This window comes from Terriglobus sp. ADX1, assembly GCF_036877645.1.
Taxonomy (GTDB): Bacteria; Acidobacteriota; Terriglobia; order Terriglobales; family Acidobacteriaceae; genus Terriglobus.
This window is the reverse complement of record NZ_JAEDXV010000016.1, coordinates 1-14,098: the sequence shown is the minus strand read 5'-3', so window position 1 is coordinate 14,098 and position 14,098 is coordinate 1. Positions and strand designations below refer to the sequence as shown.

The window sequence follows — 14,098 nt, the reverse complement described above, 5'->3', positions numbered from 1 at the left end:
TACGGTAGAGCCGGATGGAGCAACATTTCTTTCACCTGCAACTGCGCATGTTGGGCATGGGACTATGGCTGCACGCGGAACTCGTCGGCGACTCTCCCGGCCCAGACCATGCACTGCGTCACCTGCGACCGGTACGCTTCCGCAACGAATCTGAGGCCCTTCGCGCGCTCACCGCGGCAGACGTGGGCACATGGTCCAGCTTCCCGCACGAGGGCATCCACGCCACGTTGAACCGCACCAGTCTTCGCACCCTCGGATTTCGCGGCAATTTCTAAATATTTCCTTGCTGTATCTACCGTGCGAGGGCGTTAGAATCCAGCATCCGGCATGCTGTCCCCAAAGCACTGCCGCTGCGAGGGCGTTCCCATGAAGCGAAGAGAGTTTGTCACCGCCGGCCTGCTGGCCGCGCCGTCACTCATGCTGGCGCAATCACTGCCTGAAGACAACAACGCACAGGTTGTTCCTGCAGGCGCTGATCGGCTGGGCGAGGTACACAGCCTCGGCTTTAGCAGAATGTGTTTCAAGGTTCCATCCGCTCAAACCGCAGGCGGAATGTTTTTAATGGAACATGACAACCTGACGAAGGGTGGCCCTTACCGCCACTTTCATCCCGCGCAGGATGAATACCTGTACGCATTAGAGGGCGAGTTTCGTGTGGAGATCGGCACGAAGAAATTGATCCTCAAGCCCGGTGATTCCGTATTAATGCCGCGCAAGGTTCCGCATGTCTGGGCGCAGACCAGCGATACACCGGGCAAGCTCCTCATCGCGTTCACGCCAGCAGGGCGCATGGAAGAGTTTTTCCGCGATTTTGGCAAGACGGGGAAGCTACCCTCTGATCCTGATGTTGTGCGCACCTATGGCCTGGAGCGGGTCGGACCGCCACTGGTTCTCTAAAGCTCGGCAGCCTGCAGACGCATCGCTTCTGCTGCCAGCGGCCCCGCAGGGTCGTCTTCGTGCTTGTAGTACACAAACACGTCGCGCTCCGCGGCCATCGCATGAAACTTCGCCGCCTGGTCGGCAAGGGTCACATCGTCGTACCCACCCGCCATGCGCAGCCGATAGCAGGCAAAGTCCTTCGCCGTCTGCACTTCGGGCGTCTTCAGGTCTTCGCTTTCCGCAATGCACACGGCGGCGTTGAATCGGCGCAGAACGCTCCATGTCGCGTCATCGAACCATGAGACATTGCGGAACTCAAAACACACGCGCCCGGCCTGCGCCATCTGGGGCAGGGAAAGGAAGTCTTCCAGCTTCGCGATGTCAGCCTTGAAGTTTGGCGGCAACTGAAACAGCAGCGCACCCATCCTGCCCGCATTCCGAACCGGCGTAAGTGCAGTCAGGAAACGGTCGACGGCGTCGCCGCACTCCTTCAGCCGTTTGCGATGCGTGATGATTTCAGGTGCTTTAAATGAGAATCGGAAGTCCGGCCCCGCCGCCTCCATCCATCCGGCAAGCTGTGTCTCCGTGGGCAGCGCGCGAAAGGTGTAATTCACCTCAACCGAGTTCAACCGCGTGGCGTAATGCTCCAGAAACCGTTTCTGCGGCAGCTTGTCAGGGTAGAAGCCTGGTTTCCACGTTGCGTACGCCCAGCCGGAGGTGCCTGCGAAGAGAGCCATGCCCAACAGACTCTCACACTGCAAAGAAGAACGGACACCCGGTTGGGTGTCCGTTGCTTAATTCTTGGGGCGGCTAGAGGGATTTGAACCCTCGACATCGGGTGCCACAGACCCGCGTTCTAACCCCTGAACTATAGCCGCCATTACAGGTACGATTGTACCATCCAAAAGCCCTTCTCAGGCCTTATGCTTCCTGCATGCCCGTGAATGCCACTTCTGCTGATCCGGATTTTGCCCGGACGCCTGATTCCGATATTGTTAGCACTGCAACGGTAGAAGCGCCGCGTACAGAGCGCCTGTTGAGCGTCGATCTTCTGCGCGGACTCACCATCGCATTCATGATCCTGGTGAACAACCAGCCCGGAGACAACGGCTTCTTCGAACTGCGCCATGCGCAATGGAACGGTTTTACCCTGACGGATCTGGTCTTCCCCACGTTCGTATTTCTTGTGGGACTGTCGGTGGTCTTATCCATGGCCACGCGACTTGCCAAGGGCGCATCGCGGCGCACGTTGTTTCTTCACACGCTTCGTCGTTCCGCCATACTGGTTGTCTTCGGGCTCATCGTAAACACATTTCCTTTTCAGCATCTGGACAGCATCCGTTTCTACGGTGTGCTGCAGCGGACCGCCATTTGCTATCTGGTCGCGGTAACGCTCTGCCTGCTGAGTTCCGGGTGGAAAGACAAAGCGGTCGTCGCTGTCGCCTGCCTCGTCAGCTATTGGCTTCTAATGCGTTACGTGACCGTTCCCGGATGCGGCATACCAACGCACGAAATTCCTATCAACGATCCCAACTGCAACCTGACTGCGTATCTTGACCGCGCCATCTTCGCGCCACAGCATCTCTACCAGCGCGTGCGCGACCCGGAGGGGCTGCTCTCAACACTGCCCTCCATCAGCACGGTTCTCTATGGCGTGCTGGCGGGCATGTGGCTGCGTACCAAGCGCTCCAACGCCGCGAAGTCCGCCGGAATCGCTGTGGCGGGTGTTGCGCTGGTTTCTTCTGGCCTGCTGTGGAGCATCGTCTTTCCCATCAACAAGAAGCTGTGGACCAGCTCGTTCTCGCTGTTCGCAGGCGGACTCAGCCTGCTTCTGCTGGCAGCCTCGGTCTATCTCATTGACGCGAAGCGCTGGGGCCGTTCAGGGCTTGCCGCCAACGAAGCGCCGGCTATCTACAAACCGCTCATGGTCTTTGGCACCAACTCCATCCTGGCCTACATGGTGTCAGAGCTGCTGCCGCCGATCCTTTCGCGGATCAAAACTTCCGACGGAAACATCCTGCGTACCTTGCATTACAAGCTGGATTGGCTGATACCGGGCCACGGCTGGCCGGAGCTTTGCTATGGTCTGATCGCCGTGTTGGTCACATGGCTCATCGTGCTGCCGCTGTACCGTAAACGCATCTTCCTGCGGGTGTGACTTTCCCTGTGACGGGAAAGCGAGTTGAATAGACATAGCGATGCCGCCACGTCCCACATCCGAGCCCGAAATCCTGCGCCCACGCTTCGGCGGTGGCGGCGACTTCTTCAGCGACCGCAACCTCGACCTGCTTGCGCATATTCTGGACGACTACCTGCGCATCCCCGGCACGCAGATCCGCTTCGGACTCGATGGCATCGTCGGCCTGATCCCCGGCATCGGCGACGTGCTGGGTGCCATGGCCTCGTGGATCATCATCCTGGCCGCGTGGCTGCGCGGAGTACCGCGCATCACACTGGCTCGCATGTTTGCCAACGTGGCCATTGAAACCATCGTGGGCACTGTACCCATCCTGGGTGATGCCTTCGACATTGCATGGAAGGCCAACCGCAAAAACTTCGCGTTGCTGGAGCGCTCGGTCGGCACCATCCCCGTTTACAAAGACGGCGCGTCCTCCACTCCGGCCCTTGGAGCCACACCGCAGCAGCGCCGTCGCCATCAGCTTTCTGACTGGCTTTTTCTCAGCACGCTCTTCTTGGGGATGATGCTGCTTTTGGCCATCCCAATCCTGCTGCTGGCCTACATTGCAGGGCGTTTCTTCGCAATGGGCGCACACCATTGATGCAGAAGCCCTCAATAAAGGTAAAATAGGACACAGTCGGGGCGTAGCGCAGCCTGGTAGCGCATCTGCTTTGGGAGCAGAGGGTCGGGAGTTCGAATCTCTCCGCCCCGACCATCGAATCTCTCCCTCAACATTTCACAGTGAATGACTAGCGCTCAACAGCGCGCTCTAGGCCCTCGTATCCTGCCAGCGTTCGGAACGTCAGGGAGTATCGTAGCGACTCGACTGGCGGGATACTGTGCTCCCATTGCGTTCGAACTTCACCCTCCAGAATGTAGATCGATCGTGGCTCAAGTGTTTGAGACCTGCGAATCCAGCCTGTCCCCGTGGAAAAACGAAGACGCATGATTGCTGGAGCCAGTAATGAGACACCAACAATCACACCGAATTGCGGCTTGTCCTTGTGCCAGCCGATTCCAGCGCCTGGCGGATACTGATTGACTCCGCCTTGCTGAATTTCATCCACGTTCCTTTTCGCAAAAGCCGCTGCTCTCCTGCGTAGCTCCTCAATAAATTCTGGAAACGGATTTGCGCGCTCCACTCTACGGGTCGCATAGTCATAGCGAAGGCCAAACGACGTGACGTGCCGATTGCCGACGTGGCCATGAAACTCGAATGGCTTGAGTTCGAGTTTTGAGAGAGAAGCTGCGAGAGAGGCTTCTTCCGCTTTGCTGATGATGTTTTCCTCGTAACGAAACCCGCTCGGCATCATGAGGGGTTGCGTATTCTCCAGCTCGGCAAAGAGAGATTGTTGCGCACCCATAAGCATCTCCATTCTGTGCCTCAAAACAAATTCATCTGCGGCGTGCGTACGGCTTTGTGTTGTCTCTCGTCATCGAAAACTGTTCTGCCTCCAATGGACCTTGAAATCGCTCGTTCATGCGCTATTGCAGCCTGAAAGTCTGCCAGCGGTTCCTGTTGCTCTTCGACATCGCGGGTCAATCGATCCAATCTCCGAAAACCGTCGAGCTTGTCTGTGTGTCCGAGCCGAGCCGCTTCTAAGGAGCGGCGCAAAACAGCGAGCGAGTCGTCATACACCTTCAAAGGGACAGGGAAGGGATGACCATCTTTGCCTCCATGCGCGAATGAGAAGCGTGCAGGATCAGAGAACCGGCTTGGTGCGCCATGGACCACCTCAGCAATCAGAGCCAGCGATTGCAGCGTACGTGGACCGAGCCCTTCCAGCAGAAGTAACCCAGCAAAGTCGCGAAGATCTGCATCATGCGCAACTGCCAAAACCGCGCCCAGTCGTTTTAGATCAACATCCTTTGCCTGCACATCATGATGCGCAGGATCGTAAGTCTTCGAGCTTCGCTCAGCACATTCTCGACTGGCTCTTTTGTCATGGCGAGCAAAGCATCTTGCGCGTTCCTGGCGCGGGCATCCACCAGGTTCCTTATCTCTCCCTGTGGCTTTCCGATGATTGCGGCATGTGGATTGGAAACAAAGTCGCGAACTGTGGAAGAGTGCCAGTGATAGCGGCGCGCCAGGTGGGTGCGGGGATTCATTCCTTGTTGAATGACAGCCCACTCTCCAGACCTCGTGACTACGAACGAATGAAGATAAAGCTGGAACCCATCCACAACTGCATTGTTGTCCACTCGCGCTGTCAGACGACTTGTCCGCGCCAGGGCCTCGCCATCAAGGCCAGTGTTGTGGGAGAAGGTTCGAAGTTCGTCTGGAGTGCGGACGGAATGGCGTCCGCGGCCACCACAAACTACCAGACCGAGCTCCGAAAAGCGTGGATTAAGTCCATGCTTGAGCGCATTCATAACGGAGGTGGTGATGCCCGACGAATGCCAGTCCATGCCCATAACAGCGCCATAAGCCTGGAACCAGAAAGGGTCGCTCAATTTCGTCAGAAATTCTGACTGCCCGTAGTTCAAAATCACTTGTTCAGCGATAGCTGTTCCCAGTTCGGTCATGCGATTCGCAAGCCATGGAGGCACACGGCCACCATGGAGCGGAAGATCGGCAGTCCCAGAACGTTTCATCATTCTCCTCGCACTATCTATTTTCGCTATTTATTCGCCTTAAATCAAGATCTGCTGCAAGCGGTCGTTCCAGCTTGATGAAGCAACGCCTTGTCGTTGGCCATCGAATACTCTGGCCAGCAGGAACGGCGCGTTTTTACACTGCCGGGGCATCCATTGGATGCAATACGCATTCGCGATCTGTCTTGCGGAAGAGCTGGCCTTAGGTGGACTTATTGGCTGTATGAATTGCCAGCGCTGACGGCGTAGCTTTTCTCGTACCATCGTGTTCCAGAAACGAAGGAACACAGGTCGGTCGAGCGAATCAGGAGGGGCAGACGATGTGTCGAAACGCAGCTTGCCTACACCTGAAAACGTATTCGTTTCTTCTGCTCGTCGTGCCACACCTGTTAGCCGCGCAGAGCAACTCCACGAGTGCCGCGCAAACGAATCCATCAGCGCAAACGTCGGACGCACCCACGAATCGAACCAACCAGCTCCGGCAACGACTCGACATCGACTCAGAGGCTTTGTCGAAGATCCCCGCCATGCCGCTGATCCAGCCTGACCCGCTCCGTAGCATCATGGACCCCATCAATCGAACTACGGATCACCTGGAAAAATCCGAGCGGCTGAAGTTGGGTGCCACTTACACATTTCTGAATCAATACGCCACCGTCACTCCAGACGAAGTCCGACACAATCAGGGCAGTGGTCGCCTTGATTTCACCGGTGCATGGCGCGCATACGCGACGGAAGGCTCTGCCGGATCTATCAGCCTGCTCGTGCGTTCCGGGACGAACATCGGCATCAGCCAGCAGTTCAATTTAAGCAACAGTCTCGGTTCCGCACTGACGCTGAACTGCCTGCAGGGCGGCGGCGCGCAGCAACCCATCACGTTGAACATCCTGTACTGGCGACAGGACATGCTCGGCCGAAGACTTTCTGTGTATGTCGGGAAAATCCATCCCAACCAGCACATCGCGCTAAGCATGTTCAACGACGACGAAACCGCGCAATTCCTGAACGGTGCGAACGATGGAAATGCAGCGATTGCTTACAACGGAACATATGCTGGCGGAGCAGCCGTTGAGTATCAGGCAACGCGCCATCTCTACATCCATGCAGTCGCAGTCGACACGGAGGGCGCAGCAGACAGAGACCTGTCCACGATGGCAAACAAGAAGTTCATGGAGGCCATCGAGATCGGTTACTTCTCCGGCACTCTCGGTAAGCGATACCAGGGCTTCCACATTGGCATGTGGCGCGACGATACCAAGGATCAGGGCAGCGGCTTCGGCGGCGGTGGCTCTGTTGAGCATGAGTTCAATAGCGGCTGGGCGCCGTTCGTGCGTTACGCTCTCGCCACCGATACCGGAACCACGCTGCGAGAAGTCCTCGCTGTGGGATTAACGCAGGTGCATCCATTCGGCCGCCAGGGCGATATGTTCGGTGCCGCATTCAATTACAGCGAACCAAGCGCAGGCAAACATCATGAGAGCGTATTCGAATCGTTCTATCGCCTTCGCTTAACGCAAAGCGTCGATCTTGGCCCTGATCTGCAGGTCTCCATTCATCCCACCAACGCAACCAGGGCGTACACCACCACGCTCCTCAGCGCACGCATGCGCATCATTTTCTAAGCTATCTTCGCGCCGGCTTCAGCTTCTATCAGTTCATCTTCACCAATCGGCGGCTTGGGGAAGCCTCCGCCAAACTTCCACACAAGCGATAGCACCAGCGTGCCCAGCACAAGGCTCAAGAGCGCGTCGGTAATCAGTGCGCCGCGTGCTCCCAGGTGGCTCGCGCCCTTGCCATCCATGAAGACAGAGCCTGCAATTGCCAGATTGCACGCCGCAATCGAAACGGCATACTGCGTAGCGCTGAGTGGATTGTTCTTGCCCACAATCTGAAATACCAGCGCGCTGGTCGCGGTGTAGTTAATGCCTGCCATCAGGTTGTAAAAGAAGAGTCCGCCTGCAAACACCCAGGGAGTCTTCGGACCAAAAGCCATCGCAAGCGATCCAAGTGCAGCAACCATCGCAGGTGCAATAAATAGAAAGCGGCGATCAAAGCGATTGCTCAACGGCCCGCCAATCGCTGCGCCAATCGCGCATGCAATGGTGAACAGCAATCCGACCGAAAGATTCGTCAGCTCCGGGCTCGCATGAAAGTCCGCGCCCATACCGCCGAAAAGATTCTGCAAAGCAAACGTCGCAGAAGGAATCACGAAGACCAGCAGCGCAAAAAGATAACTCGGTTGCCGCGCCGTCTCCCACAGATCGCTGAACAGTTTGCGCATGGCCTCGCCCACACGGCGCGGAACGCGGTCTTCCTTCGGAATGAAGAAGAGTGGAGTGGCTCCCAGAAGAATGGGAATCGGCACCGTGAACATTGCAACGCTTGTGGGAAGATTGCGAACCTCCCACACACTCAATGCGCCGCCTGCTCCCGTCAGTGCAAGGTAACTGATGTTGAGCCACGCGCTCGCTGCAGAGTGCTGCGATGGACGCACAAGATTCGGCACCATGCCGCCAATGGTGCTGGTGTACATCTGATTGCACAGATAGCCAAAGAAGACCACCAGCATCAACGCCGTAGCGTGCGGCCCGTGGCCTCCGTTTTCCGCTGCAGCCGCGAGCATCGGCACAGAGAAGCACAGACAAGCCGCTGCAGTGATCGCCAGCAATCCTGCCCACACACGACGCGGCAAAGCGCAGTCCACCAGCGGCGTCAGCAAAAAGCTGACATAACTGGCCGTCAGAATCAGCGCGATCATATCGGCGGTGCGCCCCAGCGTCACGCCGTGCTCGGGCATCAGTTGCGAGAGACTGACTGAGGCAAAGCCGTTGTATGTCCCGCCGTAGAGAATGCCCGTAACCCACGCGGGCATGTAGCGACGTTGCGATGCAGTGGGAGCGGCGGAAGACATTGCGTTATCGTAGCTGCTGCGCGCATGGCCACGCGCAGAAATTCTTCGCCATCTTCAGACCCGCCGACGATCGTTGTTTGCCGTGGCCGCTGTACCTTGCATCGAAGTTGTGAAGTGTGGAACGGTGTCATCACGCGACGCGTATTAGGGCTTGATATGCTGAGAGACATACCCATGGACTCTGGTGCCTCACGTCGGCTTTTGTGCTGCGCTGCAGCCGCATTGTTTGCGGTGCTGCCTGTCGCGGCTCGGGCTCAGGCGTCGCCCACACCCACGGGCGAACCCGAAGTGCTGCACGGCAACAACGGCTCCATTACTGAAGTAGGCGTGCTGGGGCGCGCGGAATACCGCATCGACATCCCCGCATCATGGAATCATTCGCTGGTCGTCTTCTATCACGGCTACTCCGAATCGCCATTTCGTTTTCGTCTCGATGGCAGCATCGGCGCGCAGCCCGAACAGATGTACAAGCGCGGATTCGCCGTCATCCAAAGCGGCTATAGCGAAACCGGATGGGCACTCCAGGCAGGTTATGCAGACACGGAATCGCTGCGCCGTTACTTCGTAAAGAAATACGGTCCCCCTCGCGAGACCTTTGCCGCAGGCGGATCGATGGGCGGCGCGCTCACCATGATCACCATGGAGCTGAACAAGAACACCTACGCAGGCGGCCTGAACCTGTGTGGCGCCGTGGGCCCAAGTTACGTTCACCTGGACCGCCGTTTCGCCACGCGTGCCGCGTTCGATTACTACTTTCCCGGCCTGATGGGCCCGCTGGACCCTGTCCCTGCAAACTTTGAAGAGAGTGAAGCGCTGCGGCAGAAAGTTCTCGCTGCATTACGCGCCAAGCCAGATGCCGCACTCGCCATGCGCGAACTCACGCAGTTGCACTCTGACGTGGAGGTAGCCCGTGCCATCGGCTACTTCACCTACGTCATCGGCGATCTTCAGAAAAAAGCGGGCGGCAATCCCTTTGACAATCGCAACTGGATCTACACCGGCACCAGCGTGAACACGGCGACCGACTACGCGCTGAACGACGGCGTCCGCCGCTACGCACCGGACAAAGCAGCACGCGATTACCTGATGGCACATTACTGGCCCAGCGGGCGTCTGACGAAACCCATGCTGGCGCTGCACACCATCTACGATCCGCTGATTCCGGCGAATAGCCTAACGCTGTACGCCAGCGAAGTGGCCCACGCTGGTTACGCCGACAACCTGGTGCAGCAGTACGTACACCGCGAAGGCCATTGCACCTTCACGTCAGAAGAAGTCGGCCACGCCTTTGACGAATTGCTGACATGGGTTCACAGCGGCAAAGCTCCGCAAGCCGGCCTGCTGCACTGAGAAAAGATCCTGCCGGACTACGGCAGCTTCAGCGTAATGTCCTGGACCTTCTTGTTATCGAAGGAGCTGAGATTCTTGCTGTCGGACTTCTGCCCGTTCAAATCGGCCCACAGCTCATAATCCGTCGACGTGGAGAGCTGGGCAAAGCGAAACTGCCCGTCTTCCGCCGTGATGTAGCTGCGCTGGGAGAGTGCGCGCGTGTCCTTGAGATGAACAACGGCACCCTTCACCGCCGCGCCAGACTTGTCGACAACGGTGCCGGTCACGCTGCGTGTCGCAGCGGCAGCCTGCGCCTGTGCGGAAGGCACGGTGAGGCTCACAGGGGCCAGCACAAGGCCTCCAGCAAGCAGAAACGGAAGGATACGCAATCGGTTCATGTATCGCCTGTGCGGTGGTTGCCGTGTTCTGTCCGCGGCAACCACCGTCCCTTATATCGAATAGAACCCGAAGTGACCGCGAGAGTCGCGATTACTCCTCGTCCTCGTCATCGTCTTGAGAGCGACCGTAGTCGTCGTCCTCGTCGTCGTAGCCTTCTTCGTCCACCGGCGCAATCTGCAGGGGCTCCGTGGAGATAATCTCCAGTTCTGTCCCACACTCGTCGCAGGTGATGGTTTCGCCCTCTTCGACTTCGTCCACATCGATGTCGAGCAGGTTATCGCACTCTGGGCAAGTCGCTGCCATGATCGTTCCCTCTAGCTTTGGTGTTGTGTTGCAGGTCCGGTACGTGCCGGTGTCCCCATAGTATTGTTTTCCCGCTCAGCTGCCGGTGTGCGTTCTTGCTACAGACGCACACCACGCCGCGCGGGGTTGTTTCGTGCGGCCACTTCAGCCGCTAAGACGGTCGTGCCACTTCAGCAGAGTACACAACTCTCTTTACGCATGCCGAGAACGAACTGTGATGAAATGATGGAGATGTCCCCGCGCGACCCAGTCACGCTCACCCTGCCACCCTTCCGCGGCGCCGTTCGCCGTCTCGTGATCGCGTTGCTGGCGGTATATCTGCTGACCGGCCTGTTTGCAGTGCTCATGCCGTCTGTCTGGCACTTCATGGGGCTTTTCTTCCTGCTGACGCCGTTGTCCGTGATTCGCCACGGTTACATCTGGCAGTTGCTGACGTATCCGTTTTTCAATAGCGGCATCCTCTCCTTTGCCTTCGCGCTCCTGAACCTGTGGTTCACCGGCGCCATGCTGGAAGACATTCGCGGATCGCGCTGGTTTACCGAACTGTTCTATGCGTCGGCAATCGGCGGAGGCATCCTGGCAACGCTGCTTACCGCTCTGCCATATCTGTTCACGGCCGGACGCGTCACCCTGCCTCATCTTGATCCCACCATCGCAGTGGGCGGCGTTGGCGCGCCGTTATTCGGCGTTCTCGTCTCCTTCGCCATCTTCTTCGGCGACACAGAATTTCTCCTGTTCTTCGTCCTCCGCGCCAAGGCGAAATACGTCGTCTGGATCGGCGGCCTCATTTACGTGGCCATGTTGATCTTTGAAGGCAACGCGCTGTGGGCACTGCTGGCCATCTGTTGCGGACTCACCGGCTACGCTTACACAACGCTCGCGCACCGCGGCGGTCTAACCGCTTCCACCAGCGAACGCTGGTACGGCATACGCAACGGCTACTACCGCTGGAAGCGCCGCCGCGCCGCGCGCAAGTTTGAAGTCTACATGCGCAAGCAGGACCGCATTGTGAAATTCGATGAAGACGGCCGCTACATCGCGCCGGAAGAAGAACAGCGCAATCCCAACGATCGCAAGTGGATGAACTAACGCCGCTCCACCACGATTATGAGCGACTGGAAGCGCGCACCTGTTGCAGCTTCTCACGCAGCCTTTGCACAATCTCCGGATGTTCACTCGCCAGATTGTGCAATTCATACGGATCGGCCTTCAGATCGTAGAGTTCCAGCGGCGCAGTCGGATACGCAGACTGACCCCAGAACTGCCGCGTGGACTTCTCTGTCAAACCACCCGTCTCTGGCCTGGTATGAGTGCCCGGACGCTGCGAACGATCCACCAATTTCCACTGGCCTTCCACAATGGCAAGCACCGTAGCCTCTTCCACCAGTGATTCCCGACCAGTAGTGGTGCGCCCCAACAACGGCTGCAGCATGTTCTGACTATCCTGCGCAGACCCAGCAGGCACAGACTGTTTCGTAAGCGCAGCAAAGCTGGCCAGCAGATCCACCTGGCTAATCAACGCATCGGATACGCCCGGCTTCACCGTGCCTTGCCAGCGAACAAGAAACGGCACGCGCGTTCCGCCTTCTTGTATGGAGTACTTACCACCACGCCACGGCCCTGCGGGTTTGTGCTGTCCCAGCTTGCGGTCGGAGCCATCGTCATAACCGTCATTCACCACCGGCCCGTTGTCTGACGTAAAGATCACCAGCGTGTTCTCATCCAGATGATTCCGCTTCAACGCAGCCAGCACCTGACCCACACTCCAGTCCAACTGGCTTATCACATCGCAGCGCACACCGCAGGTATTCTTGCCCGCAAACTCCGCAGCAGGAGCACGCGGCACATGGATATCGCTCGGCGTGAAGTACAGCAGAAAAGGCTTGTCATGATTGCGATCAATGAACTCCACAGCCTTGCCTGTGAAGGTCGCGGCCATCTTCTCATCCACCCATCGCGCAGACTTGCCACCCTCCATCCATCCAATGCGGCTGATGCCATCCACAATGGTTCCGTCGTGTCCTTCACTCAGCTTCATCTTCAGCAGTTCAGGGTCTTCTTTACCAGTAGGTTCGTTACCTATCTTTGTCTTGTATGAAACGTGGATCGGGTCTGCAGGATCAAGATTCACCACGCGATGATTGTGTATGTAAACCGTGGGCACACGATCCGCCGTAGCAGCGAAATAGAACGCATCATCAAAGCCAAGCTCGCACGGCCCCGGCTTGATCTCGCCATTCCAGTCAATCGCTCCATCACCCAATCCAATGTGCCATTTGCCCACAAGCCCCGTGGCATATCCAGCAGATTTCAACACCGATGGAATGGTCGCCTGCTGCGGATCAATCAGCAGCTTCGCATCGCCCGGCAACACCGCAATGCCATCCTTCCGCCACGCATAGCTGCCGGTCATCATGGCATAGCGAGAAGGCGTGCAGGTTGCCGCATCCGTATGTGCATTCGTAAATCGCAAACCCTGACTGGCAAGCGAATCAATATGCGGCGTCGCAACATCTTTTGCGCCATAGCTGGATATATCGCCATAGCCAACATCATCCGCAAGAATCACTACGATGTTGGGTCGGCGCGTCGCAGCAGCCAGCAGGCTGGGTGCAGATGTAACAGCAGCAGCCGCTGCCAATCCACCAAGAAACCGTCTGCGATTCATACGCATATCCATAGCCACCGCTCTCTTCTCTCATCTCGTGCCAGCGAAGGCACATGCCATGCAGCGGGATGATTCTTTCACAAACCGCACAAAGAAGACCGTCATCGCAACGCATGATTTTGTTCTTTCGTTAACACCATTTCACGCATCCAAGCCAGCGAAGGAGATTTTCGCAATGGCTGATCTGGCAACACTCCAGCAGAAGTATGAACCCGTCCTGAAGGCAATTGACCGCTTCACCCCGGAAGGCGCGCAACTGCAGGACGTATCCCTCGCAGGCGACAAGCTGCACGTAAAGGCAACGCTGCCTTCGCAGGTAACGCTGAACTTCGTATGGGATCAGATCAAGAAAGTCGACGCGCAATACGCTGACCTGCAACACGAACTCATCAACAGCGGCGGGCAGGATCAGCCATACACCACCAAGCCCGGCGACATGCTCAGCAAAATCGCACAGCACTTCTATGGCGACGGCAATCTCTACGGCATCATCGTAAAAGCAAACAACATCACCGACCCAAACAAGCTCGCCGTAGGCACAACACTGAACATCCCAGTGCGTAGCTAGCTTCACATCGAGCGAAGCTGTCATCGAAATCGCACTCGTATCAACTACGAATGCCGAAGTTCGCAACTGGGTGCCCCAGGTGCGCAAAGCTCACCTGGGTTATCGCACGGATGTGCGATTCCAGCGAAGCTCCAACGAACGAAGTTCGTCATTCTGAGCGTAGCGAAGAATCCCAACCGAATCGACCTAGCCATATCCGCTTACGCTTTCGGGCACAAAGAAGCCCTGCAAAGAAAAGCCGAACGAAGTGCGATTCCAGCGAAGCTC

At 57.4% G+C, this 14,098-nt stretch carries 14 protein-coding genes, 2 tRNA genes and 1 pseudogene; 9 read left to right on the top strand and 8 right to left on the bottom strand.

All coding sequences use genetic code 11. The features are described 5' to 3' along the window. The first annotated feature begins 14 nt into the window (after positions 1 to 14). A complete protein-coding gene (locus JAO32_RS11850; RefSeq protein WP_334240595.1) occupies positions 15 to 275 on the top strand; it encodes a hypothetical protein in 261 nt (86 codons plus the stop codon). Between the two features lie 91 nt (positions 276 to 366). Further along, the gene (locus tag JAO32_RS11845; RefSeq protein ID WP_334240594.1) at positions 367 to 897 is read left to right on the top strand and encodes a cupin domain-containing protein; all 531 of its coding nucleotides are present in this window, start codon (positions 367 to 369) and stop codon (positions 895 to 897) included. Here JAO32_RS11845 and JAO32_RS11840 read toward each other — a convergent pair. Together JAO32_RS11840 and JAO32_RS11835 are read right to left on the bottom strand one after the other, a co-directional pair. Then, positions 894 to 1,616 carry a DUF72 domain-containing protein gene (locus JAO32_RS11840; protein WP_334240592.1) on the bottom strand — a complete coding sequence of 241 codons (723 nt, stop codon included), beginning with the start codon at positions 1,614 to 1,616 and terminating at the stop codon, positions 894 to 896. The two genes, JAO32_RS11845 and JAO32_RS11840, sit on opposite strands and share 4 nt — an antisense overlap. Before the next feature lie 65 nt (positions 1,617 to 1,681). Continuing rightward, a tRNA-His gene (locus JAO32_RS11835) sits at positions 1,682 to 1,757 on the bottom strand. A gap of 56 nt (positions 1,758 to 1,813) precedes the next feature. On the opposite strand from JAO32_RS11835, the gene JAO32_RS11830 reads away from it, so the two are divergent. From JAO32_RS11830 to JAO32_RS11820, 3 genes are all read left to right on the top strand, one after another. Continuing rightward, the gene (locus tag JAO32_RS11830) at positions 1,814 to 3,037 is read left to right on the top strand and encodes an acyltransferase family protein (RefSeq protein WP_334240590.1); all 1,224 of its coding nucleotides are present in this window, start codon (positions 1,814 to 1,816) and stop codon (positions 3,035 to 3,037) included. A gap of 40 nt (positions 3,038 to 3,077) precedes the next feature. Next, positions 3,078 to 3,659, top strand: coding sequence for a DUF4112 domain-containing protein (locus tag JAO32_RS11825; RefSeq protein ID WP_334240588.1), 582 nt, complete (start codon positions 3,078 to 3,080; stop codon positions 3,657 to 3,659). Positions 3,660 to 3,696: 37 nt separating this feature from the next. After that, positions 3,697 to 3,773, top strand: a tRNA-Pro gene (locus JAO32_RS11820). Positions 3,774 to 3,807: 34 nt separating this feature from the next. Here the strand turns inward: JAO32_RS11820 and JAO32_RS11815 are convergent. Beyond that, positions 3,808 to 4,422, bottom strand: a complete 615-nt coding sequence (locus JAO32_RS11815) for an alpha-ketoglutarate-dependent dioxygenase AlkB (RefSeq protein WP_334240586.1) — start codon at positions 4,420 to 4,422, stop codon at positions 3,808 to 3,810. A gap of 20 nt (positions 4,423 to 4,442) precedes the next feature. Beyond that, positions 4,443 to 5,584, bottom strand: a pseudogene (locus tag JAO32_RS11810) (DUF763 domain-containing protein). Positions 5,585 to 5,973: 389 nt separating this feature from the next. Between JAO32_RS11810 and JAO32_RS11805 the strand changes: the two are divergent. After that, positions 5,974 to 7,275, top strand: a complete 1,302-nt coding sequence (locus tag JAO32_RS11805; RefSeq protein WP_334240584.1) for a carbohydrate porin — start codon at positions 5,974 to 5,976, stop codon at positions 7,273 to 7,275. Here the strand turns inward: JAO32_RS11805 and JAO32_RS11800 are convergent. Further along, on the bottom strand, positions 7,272 to 8,564 hold the full coding sequence (locus tag JAO32_RS11800; protein WP_334240581.1) for an MFS transporter: 1,293 nt from the start codon (positions 8,562 to 8,564) through the stop codon (positions 7,272 to 7,274). The genes JAO32_RS11805 and JAO32_RS11800 overlap by 4 nt on opposite strands. Positions 8,565 to 8,738: 174 nt before the next feature. On the opposite strand from JAO32_RS11800, the gene JAO32_RS11795 reads away from it, so the two are divergent. Next, the gene (locus tag JAO32_RS11795; RefSeq protein ID WP_334240579.1) at positions 8,739 to 9,914 is read left to right on the top strand and encodes an alpha/beta hydrolase; all 1,176 of its coding nucleotides are present in this window, start codon (positions 8,739 to 8,741) and stop codon (positions 9,912 to 9,914) included. A 17-nt stretch (positions 9,915 to 9,931) separates the two neighbouring features. On the opposite strand, the gene JAO32_RS11790 is transcribed toward JAO32_RS11795, so the two are convergent. After that, positions 9,932 to 10,291 carry a carboxypeptidase-like regulatory domain-containing protein gene (locus JAO32_RS11790; RefSeq protein ID WP_334240577.1) on the bottom strand — a complete coding sequence of 120 codons (360 nt, stop codon included), beginning with the start codon at positions 10,289 to 10,291 and terminating at the stop codon, positions 9,932 to 9,934. 91 nt (positions 10,292 to 10,382) lie between these two features. Continuing rightward, positions 10,383 to 10,595: a hypothetical protein gene (locus tag JAO32_RS11785; RefSeq protein WP_334240575.1), complete on the bottom strand. Its 213-nt coding sequence runs from the start codon at positions 10,593 to 10,595 to the stop codon at positions 10,383 to 10,385. Between the two features lie 231 nt (positions 10,596 to 10,826). Here JAO32_RS11785 and JAO32_RS11780 point away from each other — a divergent pair, with 231 nt between their 5' ends. Beyond that, on the top strand, positions 10,827 to 11,684 hold the full coding sequence (locus JAO32_RS11780; protein ID WP_334240573.1) for a rhomboid family intramembrane serine protease: 858 nt from the start codon (positions 10,827 to 10,829) through the stop codon (positions 11,682 to 11,684). A gap of 16 nt (positions 11,685 to 11,700) precedes the next feature. Here the strand turns inward: JAO32_RS11780 and JAO32_RS11775 are convergent, their stop codons facing one another. Beyond that, positions 11,701 to 13,263 carry a sulfatase-like hydrolase/transferase gene (locus JAO32_RS11775; protein ID WP_334240571.1) on the bottom strand — a complete coding sequence of 521 codons (1,563 nt, stop codon included), beginning with the start codon at positions 13,261 to 13,263 and terminating at the stop codon, positions 11,701 to 11,703. A gap of 175 nt (positions 13,264 to 13,438) precedes the next feature. Here JAO32_RS11775 and JAO32_RS11770 point away from each other — a divergent pair, with 175 nt between their 5' ends. Next, positions 13,439 to 13,831, top strand: coding sequence for a LysM peptidoglycan-binding domain-containing protein (locus JAO32_RS11770; protein WP_334240570.1), 393 nt, complete (start codon positions 13,439 to 13,441; stop codon positions 13,829 to 13,831). The last annotated feature ends 267 nt before the right edge of the window (positions 13,832 to 14,098 follow it).